Source organism: Microbacterium sp. P03, assembly GCF_043556235.1.
Taxonomy (GTDB): Bacteria; Actinomycetota; Actinomycetes; order Actinomycetales; family Microbacteriaceae; genus Microbacterium.
Map to the genome: position 1 here is coordinate 227797 of NZ_JBIGIM010000005.1, position 17483 is coordinate 245279.

Genomic DNA, 17483 nt, shown 5'->3' on the forward strand with positions numbered 1-17483 from the left:
CCGCGGCGTCACCCGCGGCGTCGATGAGAGCGGATGACCGCTGATCGACGCCGCGGGCACTCCCGCGGGGCTCTACTCGTAGCGGAGGGACTCCACCGGGTCGGCCTTGGCGGCTCGCGCCGCGGGCAGGGTGCCGGCGAGGAAGGCGATGACCATCACGATGAGGATGATGATCGCGATCGATCCCGGCGAGAATGCGATCAGCGTGAGTCCGGGCAGGTTGGCGAGCAGCGATCCCGAGAGCGCCGCGCTGATGCCGGTTCCGGCGAGGATCGCGACCGCCGCCCCGATGGCGCTGCCGAGGAATCCGATGAAGGCGGCCTCGAGACTGAACAGCCCGAAGACCTTGCCGCTTCCCATGCCCATCGCCTTCATCAGGCCGATCTCGCGTGTGCGCTCCTGCACCGACATGAGCAGGGTGTTCACGATGCCGAAGCTGGCGGCGAGCAGCGCGATGACGGCGAAGGCGTTCAGGACGAGCACGATGCCGTCGATCACGGTCTTGACCGTGCCCAGCTGATCGGCGACCGTCGTGCCGGTGTAGCCCGCGTCCGTCAGCCGCGCCTTGAGATCGGTGATCTGCTGATCGGTGGCGTCGGGGGCGAACCGGATGGTCGCCTGCGCGTACCGCTCCACCTGGTCGGCGGGCACCCCGATGTTCTGCGTCTCGTAGAGCTCGTCGGTCAGTGCGTCGTTCGGGACGATCGCCGCGCCGGTCGGGGAGGCGATACTCTCTTCGGCGACACCGGTGATCGTCGCGACGATCACGTGCGGGGTGCGCTGCGCGTCCGTGATGCCGATCGAGACGGTCTGGCCCACGGCGTCATCGTCACTGGCGAAGCCGAGGGGCTCGACGTACGACGCCGGCAGAACGAGCTCGAACTCATCGGCGTCGTTGGACGCCTCCTGCCCGGCGAGCAGGTTGACGGTCTGCCCGGCGACGAGTGCGCCGACGCTCACGACGTATTCGGTTCCCCCGCCTGCCACGATGTAGTCCGCGCTGATGGACTTCGTGGCCTGCACGTCGAGCACCCCGTCCACCTGCGCCAGCCGGTCCAGGTCATCCGGACCGAGCGCGATGACCGTCGCTCCGGGAGGGCCCGCCTGAGAGCTCGCGATCGAATCCGGGTTGTACTCCTGGGGCCCGGATGCGCCGAACGCGCTCGTCTCGTCGGAGTTCTTCGTCACGATCATGGTGTCGGACGCGCCGATTCCCGAGACGGTGTCGTCGATGTACGCGTTGATGCCGGTGCCCAGCCCACTGGTGAGGGTGAGCGTGAAGGCTCCCACGAAGATGGCCAGAATGGTCAGGATCGTGCGGGTCTTCGAGCGGAAGGTGTTCGAGACGGCGGCGCCGATCAGGTCGATGGTCTTCACGCCGCCACCGCCCGGGAGTCTTCGACGAGCAGGCCGTCGCGGATGAAGATGCGGCGGTCGCAGCGCGCGGCCAGATCTTCGTCGTGGGTCACCACGATCAGCGTGATGCCGTGCTCCCGGTTGAGCGAGAAGAGGATGTCCTCCACGACCGCACCGGTGGCGGTGTCGAGATTGCCGGTGGGCTCGTCCGCGAAGATGATGCGCGGGTTGTTCACCAGGGCGCGCGCGATGACGGTGCGCTGCTTCTGCCCGCCCGACAGATTCACGGCCTTGCTCTTCGCCTTGTCGGCGAGCTCGAGCTGCTCGAGTGCCGCAAGACCTCGCCGCCGTCGTTCGCCTCGGCTGACGCCCGCGATCTTCAGGGGCAGGATCACGTTCTCGAGCACCGAGGCGTTCGCGGTGAGGAAGAACTGCTGGAACACGAAGCCGAAGGTCTTGTTGCGCGTGCGGTTCAGCCGTCGGCCGCGCAGACCTCGCGTGTCGACTCCTTCGAGCTCCACAACGCCCGACGTGGGACCGTCCAGGAGCGCGAGCACATGCATCAGGGTCGATTTCCCCGACCCGCTCTTTCCGACGATCGCGACGCTCTCGCCCTCCGAGATGTCGAAGCTCACCCCCTTGAGAGCTTCGAAGCGGTTCTGGCCGCGTCCGTACGACCTGCGCACGTCCTTGACCGAGATGATCGGCGTCATGGTTCGTCTCCTCCGTAGACCCGGCTGATTTCGGGCTGATCCCAGACTGATCGGGATGCTCTCCCCCCGCGTCCCCCGCCGGGAGTCACCTCGATACCGCGATCGCGGTACGTCGGATGCCGCGTGGGGTTGACTCGGTGCCGGCCGCCGCCCGGCACACTGGTCGAATGGCAGACGCGACCCGGCATGCATGGGACGCTGCGGCGCCCCATCGCCGGCCGCCCGCCTGGGTGGGAGACATCCTGGCCGCGGTGGTGGTCGTCTGGGCGGCGTTCATCCCCTTCCCGCAGGCGGAGTTCCGTCCCGCCGACGCGGTCGTCCTCGCCGTGGTGGTCGCGCCGGCGGCGCTGTTGCCCGCGCGCCGGCGGTGGCCGGTCGTGGTGCTGGGGCTCATCATCGGGCTCTACGGTGTCGCGGCGCTCCTGGGCACCCTGTCGCCCGGAATCGTCCTCGCGACGGCGATCTCCATGTTCACCATCGCCAACCGGTTCCCCCGCCGGACGAGTGCGATCATCGCGGTCGCCGCGGCGGTCGCGGTGACGCTCCTCAGTCTGCTCGTGGCCGAGGGTGGCGTCTTCGATCCCCGCTCTCTGCAGTTCGCCGTCACGATCGCCTTCGCCGCGGCGGCGGGGGACGCCAACCGATCACGCCGCGAGTACATCAGGGTGATGACCGAACGCGCGGAACGCGCCGAGTCGACGCGAGAGGCCGAGGCGAGCCGCCGGGTGGCGGAGGAACGACTGATCATCGCCCGCGATCTCCACGATGCCGTCGCGCACCAGATCTCGGTAATCAGCCTCAACGCCGGCGTCGCATCGTCGACGCTCGAGACGCGTCCCGAGCGCGCGCGGGAAGCGCTCGCGAGCATCCGCCACGCCTCCCGGACCGTCCTCGGCGAGATCGGCAGTCTGCTCGAAGTCCTGCGCGGGGAGGACCAGCGGCCGAACGTCGCCCGTCCCCAGGCCGGACTCGACGACCTCGACGAGCTGGTCTCCGAATTCGCTGCGGCGGGGCTCGCCGTCACCACCCGCGTCGAGGGCGATCCGGCCGCTCTGCCGGATGCCGTCTCCTTCGTCGGCTACCGGATCGTTCAGGAGGGCCTGACGAATGCGCACAAGCACGGCGCCCTCCACCGCGCGCACGTGCTCGTCGAGGTCGGAGAAGGCGAGACCATCGTGGTCATCACCAATCCCACCGCCGAAGCGGGGGGAACGCTCGCCGAGACCGCGGACGGCTTGCGTTCGGGAGGGCACGGGTTGCTCGGCGTCCGTGAGCGGGCCGCGTCGGTCGGAGGAACCATGGAGGCGGGAGCCCATCCGGGCGGCTGGCGTCTCGCCGCCCGTCTCCCCACCCGAGAGGGGGAGCCGTCGTGACCACGGTCCTCGTCGTCGACGATCAATCCCTCATCCGACAGGCGGTCACCGACATCCTGTCGGCAGAATCGAACATCGACGTCATCGGCGAGGCGGCCGACGGCACGGCGGCGATCACGCTCGCCCGCCGGCTGAGACCGGATGTCGTCCTGATGGACATCCGGATGCCGGTCCTCGACGGAATCGGGGCCACCGCGGCCATCTGCTCGGATCCGCAACTCGTCGACACCCGGGTGCTCATCCTCACCACGTTCGAGGAGGACGAGTATCTCGTGGCCGCGCTCCGAGCCGGGGCGAGTGGATTCATCGGCAAGGGGGCGGAGCCCGAAGACATCGCGCGTGCGGTGCGGTCGGTGCATGCCGGGGACGCACTGCTGTCGCCCGCGGCCACGCGCAGCCTGATCACCCGATACGTGGTCCCGACCGCGAAGCCCGGCCATGGGACGACCCCGGCCGTGCCGCCGCAGCTCGAACCTCTGACCGACCGCGAACGCGAGGTCATGCTGCTGGTCGCGCGCGGGCAGTCCAACCAGGACATCGCCGAGACCCTGGTGATCTCCCCGCATACGGCGAAGACCCATGTGAACCGCATCATGGCGAAGCTCCACGCCCACGACCGGGCCCAGCTCGTGATCATCGCCTACGAGAGCCGCCTGCTCGCGCCCGGCTGGGACACCGGGCCATGAGCCCTCAGTGGCCGGCGCTGGGGCCCGAGCATCCCATCGACGGGTTCATCGAGCCGATGCCGTGGGGCACCTCGGTGTACACCGTGATCCGAGTGCCGCCGGCGCTGGTCGAGGCGGCGCAGTCGGTCGGAACCAGGCGCATAGCCGGTGAGCTCGAAGGGGTGCCCGTCAACCTCGCCCTGACGCGGGCGCCGGTCTTCGACGGGACGTTCGTCTGGGCGGGAGCATCCCTGCTCCGGCGCCTGCGCCTCGAAGCCGGAGACCCCGTTCGGGGCCACCTCGCGCCCGTCGACCCCGACGACGTTCCACTGCCCCCGGACGTCGCTCACTCCCTCGATGCAGCTGGAACCCGCGCGGCGTGGGAATCTCTGCCGCCTGCTGCACGTCGCAGACGGCTCGCGCCCGTCGAGGCCGCAGCCACGGCGACGACGCGGGCCCGCCGCATCCAGGCGGTCGTCGACGCCCTGTGACGACGGGCCCGCCCGATCAGTCGGACGAGCTCTCGCCGACGGCGACCAGGTGCAGGACGAGCGCATGCTGCGGAGCCAGCAGCGGCATCGGCAGTCCGACCTCGACCAGGAGCCGCCCCGCGAGGAGCGCGCCGCCCGCGGCATACCAAGGCGGTGGCCGGTCGGCGATCGTGACGACCGGTGCCCCGAGGTCCAGTGGCCGAACGGCGTACCGGGCGTCCGGGTCGAGGCCGGGGAAGCGCACCGGTGGAGCAAGGGCGCCGCGGGCGGAATCCACGATCGCGATCGAGAAGACGGCTTGGCGACGCGATCGGTCGACGACGCCGTGGACCACCTGTCCCGGATCCGCCGTGTCCGCACGGACGACACGTCCGGTGTGCAGCAGCGAGCGCAGGCGCTTGTGCTGGGCGATCCATCCGGCGACGGTGCCGCGCTCCTCCGGGGTCGCCCTCGACAGGTCCCACTCGACACCCGCGCTGCCGAACAGGGCGGTGGCGAAGCGGAACGACGCGTCCGCATGTCGGTGCGTGGTGTGGGCGCGTTCCGCGCCGACGTGCGCTCCCAGATACTCGGGCGGGATCAGGATCCCGCTGGATGCGGTGATGCGCTGCCGCTCGAGCGGATCGTTCGTGTCGCTGGGCCACACCCGATCGACACGCGAGAGCATCCCCAGATCCAGACGTGCGCCGCCGGACGCGCAGGATTCGATCTCGACGTGGGGGTGGGCGGCACGCAGCCGATCGATGAGGGCGTACACGGCCGCCGTCTGCTGATGTGCGCCGGCCGTCAGCAGGTCCCTGTTGTGGTCCCACTTGAGGTAGGCGATGTCGTGGGCGCGGAGCAGCTCATCGATCCTGTCGAAGACGTGGGCTGCGGCGCCCTGCGCCGTGAGGTCGAGCACGCGCTGGAAGCGCCACTCGAGGTCGCCCTCCCGGCCGAGTATCCACTCCGGATGGGCTCGCGCAGTGTCGGAGTCGACGCTGATCATCTCCGGCTCGACCCACAGCCCGAATTGCATCCCTGCCTCATGGACCCGGCGGATGAGAGGTTCGAGTCCATCCGGCCAGGCCGTCTCATCGACGCTCCAGTCGCCCAGCGCCCTCCGATCGTCGGTGCGTCCGTGGAACCAGCCGTCGTCGAGCACGAAGCGCTCGATCCCGACCTCTCGCGCCGCATCGATGAGAGGCGTCAGTGCCTCCAGGGAATGCCGGAAGTACACCGCCTCCCACGTGTTCAGCACCACCGGCCGGGGCAGACGCGGCACCGATGACCACGACCTCACCCACGGATGCACGCGATCGCTGATGCCGTTCATCCCCTCCGAGGAGTAGATCGCGATCACCCACGGGGAGCGGTAGGACTCACCCGCGGCGAGCACGATCTCGCCCGGCGCGAGCAGCTCGCCCGCGCCCAGGACGGATCGCCCGAGAGCGGACCGCTCCGCCCACAGGTCGGTGTCGCCGCTCCACGCCGCGTGCAGCGCCCAGACCTCGCCGGTCTCCCAGCCGAATCCCGCGACGCCCGCCGAGAGCAGGGCGGGGTTGTCGTGGCCACCACGGCCGTGCCGGCTCTCGCGGGCATGTACTCCGTGATCGAGCGGACGGCGGATGGGACGGCCCTCGTGCGCCCAGAGACCCGAGAAGTCGAGCAGGTCATCGGCCCGCTCGGGGACCGGGAGCACGATCGCGACCGTGGCCACCCCGAGCCCATCGGACCCAGTGTTGGTGACCACCGCGCGCGAACGCAGCACGCCCTGGTCGGTGAGCTCCATCTCGATCTCGACCCTGACGCCGGCCTCTTCGTCCGCGAGCGCGTAGACGACGGCCTGCGCCGGGCTCGAACCGGCCTCTCCGACCCGACGCAACCGCAGCGCTCTCGCCTGCGATGCTCCCCTCGATCCCTCAGGACGCGAGACTGCCAGCGCCGGCCTGCCGGTCCAGCCCTCGCCGATGGTGGGCACGAGGGAGACGGTCAGCGGCACGTCGATCGACGACGGCGGAACTGCGGGGACGGATGCCTCGGCCAAGGCGGCGAGCGAACGCTCATCGAGGTGACCGAGGTCCGCGCCCCAGTGGATCACGGACGGCACCCCCGGGGGGGGGGGGGGGGGGGGGGGGGGGGAGAGCGCAGAGAAAGGGGGGGGCCCCCGCATCCTGCCCCCAACACCCCCCCCCCCCCCCCCCCCCGCGGAGGTGGGTGATCATGAAGCCGTCACTCCGCGACCGGGATGGACTGTGCCTTCAGCGCTTCGATCGTGGACGCCTGGCTGGCGGCCAGGGCGTCGGCGAGCGTCTCGCTCCCCGAGGCGGATGCCTTGAAGCCGTCCGACACGTCGGCGTACGTCTGCGTCATGGTCGGGCCCCACACGAAGTCGGGGCTGACCTGGGTCGCCGCTTCGGCGAACACGTCGTAGATCTTCTGTCCGCCGTAGAACTCGACGCCTTCCGACAATGACGGCAGCTCGAGACCGGCGGTGGTGGCCGGGTAGATCTGGGCCGTCTTGTTGAGCGAGGTCAGAGCCTCGGCATCCGTGTTCAACCACAGCGCGAACTTCGCCGCCTCATAGAGGTGCTCGGTGCCCTTGAAGACGGCGACCGACGATCCACCCCAGTTACCGGCGGCTTCCTGCCCGCTTTCCCACTGCGGCGCGAGGGCTACGGACCACTTGCCCGAGGTGTCGGGAGCGCCGCTCAGGATCGAGTTCGCACCCCAGACGGCGGAGTTCCAGGTCCACACCTCACTGGAGTTGTAGGCGTTGTTCCACTCGTCGGTCCATGCCGGATAGGTCGACACCAGATCGTTCTCGAGCAGGTCCTGCCAGTAGTCCGCGACCTTGACTGATTCGGGGCTGGTCAGATCGACCGACCACGCATCGCCGTCATTGCTGAACCATTCGCCGCCGGCCTGCCAGACGAACCCGGCGAACTGGTTGATGTCGGTCTGTGAGAAGTTCGTGATGTAGCCGCCCAGTGCCCGGATCTTCACCGCAGCATCGCGGTACTCGGCCCACGTCGTCGGCACGGGGATACCGTTCTGCTCGAAGAGGTCCGAGCGGTAGAACAGACCCATAGGCCCCTGGTCCTGAGGAACGCCGTAAACCTCGTTCTCCGTGCCGAGGGTGACCTGTCCCCAGGTCCACGGGAGGAACTGGTCTTCGGCCGCGACGACCTCCTCGCACGCCGAGAGGTCTTCCAGGCCATCCTGCACGCGGAAGTTGGGCAGTGCGTCGTACTCGATCTGTCCGAGGTCGGGCGCGTTCCCCGCTTCGAGCTGGTTGAAGAAGTTCTGGTACGTACCGGCATTGCCGGACGGCCCGGTCTGCACCTCGACCTGGATGTCGGGGTTGGCCTCGTTCCAGATCGCCACGGCGTCCTCGATGCCGGGGATCCAGGTGGTGAAGGACAGCGTCACATCGCCGCCGGAGGGGGCGCAGTCGCCGCCCGCCGCAGGATCGGTGGTGCTGGAGCCACCGCCGGAGCAGCCGGCGATGGTGAGTGCTGCGGTTGCGAGCAGGGCTGCAGTGACCGCTCGTGATGTCTTGCGCATGATCTCTCTTTCTTGGTGGGGGTGGACCGTCCGTGGTGCGGGCGGGGGTTTACTTCAGGGCGCCTGCCCCGAGCCCGTTGCGCCAGAAGCGCTGCAGGATCAGGAAGGTGATGATCAGCGGGATGATCGAGAGGAGCGAGCCGATGAGCACATACGTCCGCAGTTCGGGGAACTGGTTGATCGTGGAGTTCCACGCGTACAGGCCGTAGGTCACCGGGAACAGCTCCTCGCTGCGCAGCATGATCAGCGGCAGGAAGAAGTTGTTCCAGATCGAGACGAACTGGAACAGGAAAACCGTGACGAGCGCGGGGAACATCAGACGCACCGAGATGGTGAAGAAGGTGCGCACTTCGCCCGCCCCGTCGAGGCGACTCGCCTCGAGCAGTTCATCGGGCACGGATGCCTCGGCGAAGACGCGCGTGAGGTAGACGCCGAACGGGCTGACGATGCTGGGCAGGAAGACCGCCCAGAACGTGTTGGTGAGCTCGACCTGACTGAAGAGGAGGAACAGCGGAAGCGCGAGCGCCGTCGCCGGCACCAGGACCCCACCCAGAACCACGTTGAAGATGGTCTCGCGGCCACGGAATCGGTATTTGGCCAACGCGTAGCCGCACATCCCCGCGAGGATCGTGGCGACGAGCGCCCCGACGCCGGCATAGAGCGCACTGTTGAGCAGCCACCGCGCGTACACCCCATCGCGGTACCCGAAGAGCCCGGTGAGGTTCTCGAAGAACTGCGGCTCGGCGAACCACAGGGGATTGGTGGAGAACAGGTCGCCGCGCGACTTGGTCGAGGCCACCAGCAGCCACCAGATGGGCGTCAGGAAGTACAGGGTAAACACCGTCATGACGAGCAGCGCCGCGGCACGGGGGACGATCCCCTCGCGGGGTCCGCGGGCGCGGTCATTCCGCCGCCCGGAGCCTGTCACGAGAGCGCGTGTGTCCAGCGAGGACGTGCGCGGAGCATCCGGATTCGTCGCGAGGCTCATGATGCCGCCTTCCGTCGCGTGAGGCTGAGGAACGTGAAGGACAGGATGAATGTCGCGAGCGCGAGCACCACCGACATGGCGGCCGCCAGCGGGACGTTGGGGACGGCGCTCGTGGCGTAGATCGTCATGTTCGGAGTGAACGTGCTGGTGACCGCCGAGCTGAACGCGCGAAAGGTCTGCGGTTCGGCGAGCAGCTGCAGCGTGCCGATGATCGACAGCACGGCGGTCAGGACGAGCGACGGCCGGACGAGCGGGATTTTGATCGACCAGGCCATGCGCAGCTGACCGGCTCCATCGAGGCGCGCAGCCTCGTACAGGTCGGGCGGGATCGACAGCAGAGTCGAGTAGATGATGAGCATGTTGTAGCCGACGAAGACCCACGTGACGACGTTCGCGATCGACCAGAGCACGAAGTCCGCCGAGAGCAGATCGACCTGACTCGTCAAGGCGGTGAACGGGGACAGCCGCGGGGAATAGAGGAAGCCCCACATGATCGCCGCAATGACGCCGGGAACGGCGTACGGGACGAAGAAGGCCAGCCGGAAGAAGCGCTTGCCCCTGAGGAGGGGCGAGTCCAGGAGCAGTGCGAAGATCAGCGCCAGTCCGAGCATGACGGGCACCTGCACGGCGCCGAACAGGAGCACTCGGCCGACCGACTGCCAGAACACCTCGTTCTCGAAGACCCGGGCGTACTGCGCGAGACCGCCGAACACCTCCTTCGCTTCACCGAATGTCCCCTCGCGCTCGACCACCTGCAGCGACTTCCAGATCGCGTAGCAGATCGGCACGAGGTAGAACAGGATGAACAGCGCCGCGAAGGGCCCGACGAAGATCAGGAGTGCCCCGATCGGCGCGTTCCGGATTCGAGGTTTTCTGTGCGGCGGCGCTGCTGTCGGCGGCGGGGCGAGCACCGAAGGGGAGGCCTTGATCGAGCTCATCTCTGAGACTCCTCTCTGAGGACGCGAACGCTGCCGGGAGGGATCGTGAGTGCACCTCTCACCCGCTGACCGCTGAGGAGCTCGGTGCCGGAGCCCGAGACCTCCACGGTGTCCGTGCTGTGGTTGATGACGAACCGCCAGGCGCGACCGTCGTCCATCCGACGGCGGACGACTTCGACGTCCGGTCCGGCGCCGGGCTCGGGGACGATGCCCGCGCCTTCGACGACCCGCTGGACGAGTCGGGTGAGATCGGCGGGGTTCAGCATCGTGCCGACGTACCAGGCGTCGCCCGCAGCATCCGTCGGACCCGAGGACCGGCGGCGGGTGATCGCCGGCATACCCGTCGCGGGTCCGTCCGCGAACCGGTCGATGACTTCGGCATCCGAGACGACGATCCGCTCCGTCCAGAGCGTGGCACCCGCACCCGACGTCAGCGTGAGCGCGGTTCCCGGCATGACCGGCGCGAACTCATCGACACGGACCCCGAGCAGTGACCGCCAGGCGCCGGGATACCCGCCCGGGCGGACCCGGTCGTTCTCGTCGACGATGCCGCTGTAGAAGGTGATGAGAGTGTGCGCTCCTCCGGCCACGGCCTCGTCGAGCCGCGCCGACGCGCGGTCGGTGACGAGGTGGAGCGCGGGGACGACGATCAGCCGGTACGCGGTGAGGTCGGAGTCGGGGTGCACGACGTCCACCGTCACTCCGACAGCCCGCATCGCTTCGTACGCGGAGTGCACCTGTTCGAGATAGGTGATGGCCGTGGACGGCCTGTTCTCGGCATCGGTCGCCCACCAGGCATCCCAGCTGAACAGGATCGCCGCCTCCGACACCACTCGGCTGCCCTGGACCTCGGCGATGGATCCGACGGCCTGTCCCAGCTCGAGCGCCTCATCCCACACCGCACTCGCCGTGCCGGCGTGCGGCAGCAGCGCCGAGTGGAACTTCTCCGACCCTTGGAGCGATGCACGCCACTGGAAGAAGCAGACCCCGTCAGCACCACGGGCGACGTGGGCCAGCGAGTTGCGCAGCATCTCGCCGGGAAGCTTGGCGAGATTCGTCGGCTGCCAATTCACCGCGCCGGTCGAGTGCTCCATCAGCAGCCACGGCTCCCCCTGCGCGATGCCACGCGTGAGGTCGGCTGCGAAGGACAGCTCCGCGGCCGGCGCGCCGAGGCGATGATCGAGGTAGTGGTCGTTTGCGATGACGTCCATCTCGGGCGCCCACGACCAGTAGTCGAGTGCACTGATGTGCGCGGTGACCATGAAGTTCGTCGTGACCGGCCGGTCGCTGTGCCGTCGGATCACGTTTGCTTCGGCGATGTAGTACTCCCGGAGGGCGTCGGAGGAGAAACGTCGATAGTCGAGCATCTGACCGGGGTTCCGAGTGGAAAGAGTCGCGCGCGGCGTCAGGATCTCCGACCAGTCCGTGTAGGTCTGGCTCCAGAATGCCGTGCCCCAGGCGGCGTTCAGGCCGTCGATCGTGGCGTACTTGGCCCGCAGCCACGCCCGGAAGGCGTTCGTCGAGGTTTCGCAGTGACAGTAGGCGTTGTGGCAGCCCAGCTCGTTCGACACGTGCCACAGGGCGACCGCAGGATGACTGCCGTAGCGCTCGGCCACCGCCGCGACGACGGTGAGCGCGGCGTGCCGGAACACCGCCGAGCTCGGGCACCACGCCTGGCGACCGCCGGGGTAGCGGCGCGTGCCGTCCTCGACCATCGGCAGGATCTCGGGATGCCGCGTCGTCAGCCAGGGCGGCGGCGACGCCGTGCCGGTGCCGAGGTTGATCCGGATCCCGTGAGCGTGCAGCAGCTCGATCACCGCATCGAGGTCGGTGAAGTCGAAGGTGCCGTCCGGTCGCTGAAGGCGTGCCCAGCCGAAGATGTTGATCGCCACGAGATCGATGCCGGCCTCGCGCATCAGCGCCGCGTCCTCGCGCCAGACGTCCGGCGACCACTGCTCCGGGTTGTAGTCGCAGCCGAACGCGATGCCCCGGTGCGTGAAGCGGGGACGCCCTTCGTTCTCGTCCGTCCGGACGTCGACATCCGAAGGGCTGCGGGTGGCAGTCGTACTCACGTGTCTCCAGTGATCGGCGCTGATCGTGGTACCGCGGGCGCGGTTCTGTGCACGTGCACAGAAGCGAACCAAAAAAATGGGCTCACCGTGTGTGCACGTACACACAATGTCATCTCGCTCCCGCTTCGTCAAGGCCGCGTCCCGATACAGTGAAGGCGTGCAGACTCCTCGCCCGAGAAAACGGCGCGCGACCGTACACGACGTCGCCATCCATTCGGGCGTCTCGCGTGGCACGGTCAGTCGTTACATCAACGGCAAGCAGTACGTTTCGGCCTCGGCACGTGAGGCGATCGAGGCGGCGATCCTCCAGGTCGGGTATGTGCCCAACACCGCCGCGCGCAACCTCGTCATGCAGCGCAGCCAGTCCGTCGGGTTCGTGGTCCACGAACCCGGGGCGTCCTTCGTGGAGGATCCCAACATCGGCGAGATCCTTCTCGGCGCCAACGCCGCGGTCTCGGCCGCCGACCATCAGATGGTGGTGCTGGTGGTCGATTCGGAACGAGACACCGCACGTGTCGCGCGCTATCTGTCGGGGGGCTTCGTCGAGGGGGTGGTCGTCGTCTCGGCGCGCTCGCACGATCCCATTTCGGACGTGATCGAACGACTCGAACTGCCTGCCGCGTATGTCGGGCGCCCCCCGGACGCTCCGGCCTCGGCGTCTTTCGTCGTCATCGACAACCGCAGCGCGGCGCAGACCATCACAGAGCGGCTGGCCGCCACCGGCCGACGCCGGATCGGCATGATCGCCGCGGCGCTCGACAGGGACTCCGGCGCAGACCGTCTGGCAGGTTTCCGCGCCGCCCTGGGTGCGGCGTTCGATCCCGATCTGGTCGAGGCCATTCCCCTGTACTCCTATTCCTCCGGGCGCGATGCGGCGACGGCTCTCCTCGAGCGCGCCCCCGACCTCGACGGCATCTTCGCGGCGTCGGATGCCGTCGCCGCCGGCGCGATGGAGGCGGTGCGGGCGGCCGGGCGCCGCATCCCCGAAGACATCGGCATCGTCGGATTCGACGACAGCGCGTGGTCGCGACGCACCACACCGGCATTGTCCACCGTCCGTCAACCCGCGCGCGAGCTCGGAGCCACCGCGGCGGGACTGGTACTCGGCAAGCTCATCGGCGACGCCGCCCCCTCGCAGGTCGAGCTCGATTGCGAAGTGGTGTGGCGAGATTCTGCCTGACGAGCTGCGACAACGAGCCCGTCAGAGGCCGGTTCCCACGGTATCCGCCGACTCGGGTGTGAACGGCACGCTGCCCGCGCTGCAGTACGAACCGGGGCTGTGGACCCCGTGCGCGACCCGGAGCTCGTGCGCCGCGTCGGAGCCGACCCGCGGGGCGAGAGCCGCAGAGACGTTCCAGTCGAAGACGTCTGCGTCCGGATGGCGTCGCTTCCACTCATCCCGGCCGAGCGCGACGAGTCTCAGTCGCTGGTCGATGAACTCGGCGTCCCACGGACCCTCGTCGAGGATCTGCTCAGCGGCGCGGAACTCGTAGTAGATCGTGCGCCTGAGCTTGCCCGCCGTTGTCGCCTCGGAACCGTGCACGAGCATGACATCGTGCACCAGCACATCGCCGGGATTCAGTTCGGTCTGCACAACACCGGGAGCATCCCACCCGAATTCCTCCTGAAGCTGGCAGACGTCCACCACCTGCCGCTGCGATCCGGGGGCCACCCGTAGCGAACCTGCGCCCTTGCGACTCTCGTCCAGATACACGTCGACGTTGAAGATGCGATGGGAGCGGGGGTGCACGGCGTCCTGATGCCAGTCGATCGGAGCCCCATCGCCGGTGTTCTTGAAGACGAGCGACTCGTAAGTGGGAACGAAATCGGGGCCTGCGAGGCTCTCGGCGATACCCAGCATTTCGGGGCTGCCCAGCAGTTCGAGCGAGGCGGCCTCGCTCTTGTTGTGCAGGTAGTTGACGCGGAACAGCACCCGTCCTGACGGTCGGTCGGCGAAGTTGTAGTCTCCGTCCCCATCCGTCTCGTTCTCCAGGGCGTGTCCGTCGGCAATCCATCGGGTGGATGCCTGCTGCAGCCGACGCAGCAGATCGCCGCCGATGCGGTTGCGCAGAATGACATAGCCGTTCTCGTCGAAGAACGCGATCTCCTCCTCCGTGAGGTGATAGTCGCGGCGCGCGTAGGTGTTCTCGGCGACGCTCCCCCGGTTCACGGTCGGCTGCGATGTGTGGCTCATGGTTGCTCCTTCTCTCCTGACCGACACTAGGCTCGAGATTCTCGTCATAGTTCGTGAAAATCACCCCTTCGTTCCGAGAATGTCACCATGGGTCTCTGGTCGCCGCCGAGTCTGTCCGGCAACACCTTCGGCTTCGCGGTCTGGCGCGGAACGACGGTCGCGATGACGGCGCCCCACGCGCACAATGACATCGAGATAAACTTCTGTGCGGCGCCGGTCACCTACGACGCAGCGGGTCGCACATCGATCCTGCCCGCGGGGGTGCCGAGCGCATTCTGGGGAGCGACGCCCCACCAGCTCGTCGACATCCCGCCTGACGTGCCGCTCGCCTACGCGACGATCCCGCTCGCACGCTTCCTGTCGTGGCGTGTGCCCGCGGATGCCAAAGACCGCCTGCTGGGCGGCGAAATCCTCCGCGGGCGCGACGCGTTCGACGGCCTGGGGTCGCGTTTCGAACGGTGGTCCGAAGACCTGCGCGCGGCCAGCGAGAACGCGCGGCGGGCGACGGCGCTCGAGATCGAGGCGCTGGTGATCCGGATGTCGGACGGCGACTTCTCGGAAGCGCGGGCCGGGTCCAGCCGATCGTCGCAAGACCTGCGACGCGCGGCCGACATGGCCACCTTCGTCGCAGCGAACTTCGCCGGCGACATCCGCGTGCCCGACGTCGCGCGAGCCGTGCACCTTCATCCGCACCGCGCCGCGGCGGCCTTCCGCGGCGTCTTCGGCATCAGCATCACGAGCTACGTCCAGCGCTACCGCGTGGCCGAGGCGCAACGTCTTCTTCTCACGACCGACCTTCCTTCCGGCGCCGTGGGAACCCGTGTCGGCTTCCAGTCCACGAGCTCCTACCATGCGGCATTCGCCGCGGTGACGGGGATCTCGCCCGCATCCTGGCGCCGCGCGCAGGTGACCGGATCATGAGCGCTCCGTCCGTCTACGGCCGCAGAGTCTGAACAAAAGTAGGAACCCCCCGGTCGGCGTCGAGCGCTACTTTGAGAGCGCTCCCCGCCGATCACCGGCCGAGAGCGTCCGCTCGTCGTCCTGAGAGCAGCTCGGGCCGACATGAACCTGGAGGTGCACCATGGCGTTTGTCACCACGGATGATGGCGCTGAGATCTATTACAAGGACTGGGGCAGCCGCGACGCGCAGCCGATCATGTTCCACCACGGTTGGCCGCTGTCGGCGGATGACTGGGACGCGCAGATGCTCTACTTCCTCGACAAGGGCTTCCGGGTCATCGCCAGCGACCGCCGCGGTCACGGACGGTCCTCGCAGATTTCCACCGGCCACGACATGGACCACTACGCCAGCGACGCCAACGCCGTGGTCGAACACCTCGACCTGCGAAACGCCGTCCACGTCGGCCACTCCACCGGCGGCGGCCAGGTCGCCCGTTACGTCGCGCAGTTCGGAGAACCGCAGGGACGCGTCGCCAAAGCCGTGCTCGTGTCCTCGGTTCCCCCGCTGATGGTCCAGACCGACGCGAACCCGGACGGAACACCGATCTCGGTGTTCGACGGATTCCGCGAGGCCCTGGCAGCGAACCGGGCCGAGTTCTACCAAGCCGTCGCCTCCGGACCGTTTTACGGCTTCAACCGCGAGGGCGCCAAGGTCTCACAGCCGGTGATCGACAACTGGTGGCGGCAGGGCATGACCGGCAGCGCCCAAGCCCACTACCTCGGCATCGCCGCGTTCTCCGAAACCGACCAGACGGAAGACCTCAAGGCCATCTCCGTCCCGGTCCTGGTCCTCCAGGGCGACGACGACCAGGTCGTCCCCTACAAAGACGCATCCCTCAAACAGCACGAGCTCCTCAGCAACTCCGCCCTGAAGATCTACGAGGGCTACCCCCACGGCATGCTCACCATCCACGCCGACGTCATCAACCCCGACATCCTCGCCTTCATCCAGGAATAACCGCACCACCCGACGAAAAGACGGCGCACCCGAGACGACCTCGGGTGCGCCGTCTCTTCATCACCCGCTCGCTACCCCGGCCGGGCCGGTCAGAACTCGGGGTCAGGCGGTGGCGGAGTGGCGGCCGAGGACACCGGCGCGGACGAACAGCAGATACAGCTGGCAGCCGAGGCACAGGCCGATCGATGCGTTCAGGAAGGCCGCGAGGAAGGCGGCCGCGCCGGCGATCGGGAGCGCCAGAGGCACGCCGAGCAGGTGCAGCACGAGTCCGACCGTCACGACGAACAGACCCACTCCCTGCGCGAAACGGGGCGGTCGAGGGTCTTCGAGCTCGGCCGGAGGGGCCAATCGCGGCCTCACCGCCGTGCGGAACAGCACCCCGTAGGGCTGGCTGGCAGGAAACGCGACCGCCCAGAGGAAGAGGAGGGCGATGACGGCGAACAGGACGAACCCGGCGTCGCCCGCCCGCTGAGCGAGCGAGGCGTCCGGAAGCGACCAGGTCGATCCGTCACGGGCGGCAGAGATGCCCGTCGCCGCGAAGAACGTCGCGATCAGGACGACGGCCGACGTGATGGCAGCGGCGAAGCGCGGTCCGCGCGGGTCGATACCGCCCGCGGTGCCGCTCGAGACGACGGTGCTGTCAGACTCCGACACGGTGACCTCCGGTGATGCGGTCAACCTCCCGCTCCAGCGCGGCGCGGGTGACTGCTCCCCCGAACCGGGTGCGCACCACCCCGTCGCGGTCGAGCACGAGGGTGGTGGGCGTCTGCAGGACGCGGAAATGGTTCGCGAGGTCGGCGCGGTGCGTCAGATCGACATCGATGTGGGCGACGCCGGAGCGTTCCCGCGCGATGGCCTCCAGCGTGCGGCGCACGCCCGGGCAGCGCGAGCAGAACTCCGTGCTGAACTGCAGCAGCGTCGCACTCTCCCCCCACCGCGCGGCACCGATGAGTGCCGGATCGAGCTGATCGGGCATCCGCACGGATGTCGCCCGACCCTCGCGAGACCGGAGGACGACGGCGACGACGGCCGCTCCTGCGACGAGCGCGGCGAGCGCCCACAGCGCGGTGATCGGGTCCACCGCGCCAAAATATCACCGCCCCGACCGCGGTCGGCGATCCGGGTCGCTCCACGACATCCGGCGTAATGTCGGGCTCATCTCCCGGCCCCCGCAGGTGCATCAGCGCCCGGGGCGAGCAGCATCGGGCCGGCCACGAAACTATGACGTG

At 68.5% G+C, this 17483-nt stretch carries 16 protein-coding genes; 6 read left to right on the top strand and 10 right to left on the bottom strand.

Translation table 11 applies throughout. The features are described from left to right. Positions 1 to 72 precede the first annotated feature (72 nt). Together ACFXOO_RS14045 and ACFXOO_RS14050 are read right to left on the bottom strand one after the other, a co-directional pair. The gene (locus ACFXOO_RS14045; protein WP_378841900.1) at positions 73 to 1377 is read right to left on the bottom strand and encodes an ABC transporter permease; all 1305 of its coding nucleotides are present in this window, start codon (positions 1375 to 1377) and stop codon (positions 73 to 75) included. Beyond that, a complete protein-coding gene (locus tag ACFXOO_RS14050) occupies positions 1374 to 2069 on the bottom strand; it encodes an ABC transporter ATP-binding protein (RefSeq protein ID WP_378841901.1) in 696 nt (231 codons plus the stop codon). Before ACFXOO_RS14050 ends, ACFXOO_RS14045 begins: the two co-directional genes overlap by 4 nt. Before the next feature lie 167 nt (positions 2070 to 2236). Here ACFXOO_RS14050 and ACFXOO_RS14055 point away from each other — a divergent pair, with 167 nt between their 5' ends. Genes ACFXOO_RS14055 through ACFXOO_RS14065 form a run of 3 tightly spaced genes read left to right on the top strand, consistent with a single transcriptional unit; the run spans position 2237 to position 4598 of the window. Continuing rightward, positions 2237 to 3442 carry a sensor histidine kinase gene (locus ACFXOO_RS14055; protein ID WP_378841902.1) on the top strand — a complete coding sequence of 402 codons (1206 nt, stop codon included), beginning with the start codon at positions 2237 to 2239 and terminating at the stop codon, positions 3440 to 3442. Then, positions 3439 to 4128 (top strand): response regulator, encoded by a 690-nt coding sequence (locus ACFXOO_RS14060; RefSeq protein ID WP_378841903.1) that lies wholly within the window; start codon positions 3439 to 3441, stop codon positions 4126 to 4128. The genes ACFXOO_RS14055 and ACFXOO_RS14060 overlap by 4 nt, the downstream gene beginning before the upstream one ends. Beyond that, positions 4125 to 4598 (top strand): YdeI/OmpD-associated family protein, encoded by a 474-nt coding sequence (locus ACFXOO_RS14065; RefSeq protein ID WP_378853775.1) that lies wholly within the window; start codon positions 4125 to 4127, stop codon positions 4596 to 4598. Before ACFXOO_RS14060 ends, ACFXOO_RS14065 begins: the two co-directional genes overlap by 4 nt. Before the next feature lie 16 nt (positions 4599 to 4614). Here the strand turns inward: ACFXOO_RS14065 and ACFXOO_RS14070 are convergent, their stop codons facing one another. From ACFXOO_RS14070 to ACFXOO_RS14090, 5 genes are all read right to left on the bottom strand, one after another. Next, complete coding sequence (locus ACFXOO_RS14070; protein ID WP_394563910.1) at positions 4615 to 6678, bottom strand: alpha-galactosidase; 2064 nt, start codon at positions 6676 to 6678, stop codon at positions 4615 to 4617. Between the two features lie 131 nt (positions 6679 to 6809). Further along, complete coding sequence (locus ACFXOO_RS14075) at positions 6810 to 8144, bottom strand: ABC transporter substrate-binding protein (protein ID WP_378841912.1); 1335 nt, start codon at positions 8142 to 8144, stop codon at positions 6810 to 6812. Between the two features lie 49 nt (positions 8145 to 8193). After that, positions 8194 to 9132 (bottom strand): carbohydrate ABC transporter permease, encoded by a 939-nt coding sequence (locus ACFXOO_RS14080; protein ID WP_378841914.1) that lies wholly within the window; start codon positions 9130 to 9132, stop codon positions 8194 to 8196. Then, a complete protein-coding gene (locus ACFXOO_RS14085) occupies positions 9129 to 10070 on the bottom strand; it encodes a carbohydrate ABC transporter permease (RefSeq protein ID WP_378841916.1) in 942 nt (313 codons plus the stop codon). Before ACFXOO_RS14085 ends, ACFXOO_RS14080 begins: the two co-directional genes overlap by 4 nt. Further along, positions 10067 to 12142 carry a beta-galactosidase gene (locus ACFXOO_RS14090; RefSeq protein ID WP_378841918.1) on the bottom strand — a complete coding sequence of 692 codons (2076 nt, stop codon included), beginning with the start codon at positions 12140 to 12142 and terminating at the stop codon, positions 10067 to 10069. The genes ACFXOO_RS14085 and ACFXOO_RS14090 overlap by 4 nt, the downstream gene beginning before the upstream one ends. A gap of 157 nt (positions 12143 to 12299) precedes the next feature. Here ACFXOO_RS14090 and ACFXOO_RS14095 point away from each other — a divergent pair, with 157 nt between their 5' ends. Next, positions 12300 to 13322: a LacI family DNA-binding transcriptional regulator gene (locus ACFXOO_RS14095; RefSeq protein ID WP_378841920.1), complete on the top strand. Its 1023-nt coding sequence runs from the start codon at positions 12300 to 12302 to the stop codon at positions 13320 to 13322. 21 nt (positions 13323 to 13343) lie between these two features. On the opposite strand, the gene ACFXOO_RS14100 is transcribed toward ACFXOO_RS14095, so the two are convergent. Continuing rightward, a complete protein-coding gene (locus tag ACFXOO_RS14100; protein ID WP_378841922.1) occupies positions 13344 to 14336 on the bottom strand; it encodes a phytanoyl-CoA dioxygenase family protein in 993 nt (330 codons plus the stop codon). An 87-nt stretch (positions 14337 to 14423) separates the two neighbouring features. Between ACFXOO_RS14100 and ACFXOO_RS14105 the strand changes: the two genes are divergently transcribed. Together ACFXOO_RS14105 and ACFXOO_RS14110 are read left to right on the top strand one after the other, a co-directional pair. Continuing rightward, positions 14424 to 15257: a helix-turn-helix domain-containing protein gene (locus ACFXOO_RS14105; protein ID WP_378841924.1), complete on the top strand. Its 834-nt coding sequence runs from the start codon at positions 14424 to 14426 to the stop codon at positions 15255 to 15257. Positions 15258 to 15417: 160 nt separating this feature from the next. Further along, entirely contained in the window at positions 15418 to 16254 is an 837-nt protein-coding gene (locus tag ACFXOO_RS14110; RefSeq protein ID WP_378841926.1) for an alpha/beta fold hydrolase, read from the top strand. Between the two features lie 102 nt (positions 16255 to 16356). Here ACFXOO_RS14110 and ACFXOO_RS14115 read toward each other — a convergent pair whose 3' ends face one another. Together ACFXOO_RS14115 and ACFXOO_RS14120 are read right to left on the bottom strand one after the other, a co-directional pair. Continuing rightward, the gene (locus ACFXOO_RS14115) at positions 16357 to 16908 is read right to left on the bottom strand and encodes a DUF4395 domain-containing protein (protein WP_378841928.1); all 552 of its coding nucleotides are present in this window, start codon (positions 16906 to 16908) and stop codon (positions 16357 to 16359) included. Beyond that, positions 16895 to 17335 carry a TlpA family protein disulfide reductase gene (locus ACFXOO_RS14120; RefSeq protein WP_378841930.1) on the bottom strand — a complete coding sequence of 147 codons (441 nt, stop codon included), beginning with the start codon at positions 17333 to 17335 and terminating at the stop codon, positions 16895 to 16897. Before ACFXOO_RS14120 ends, ACFXOO_RS14115 begins: the two co-directional genes overlap by 14 nt. Between the last annotated feature and the right edge of the window lie 148 nt (positions 17336 to 17483).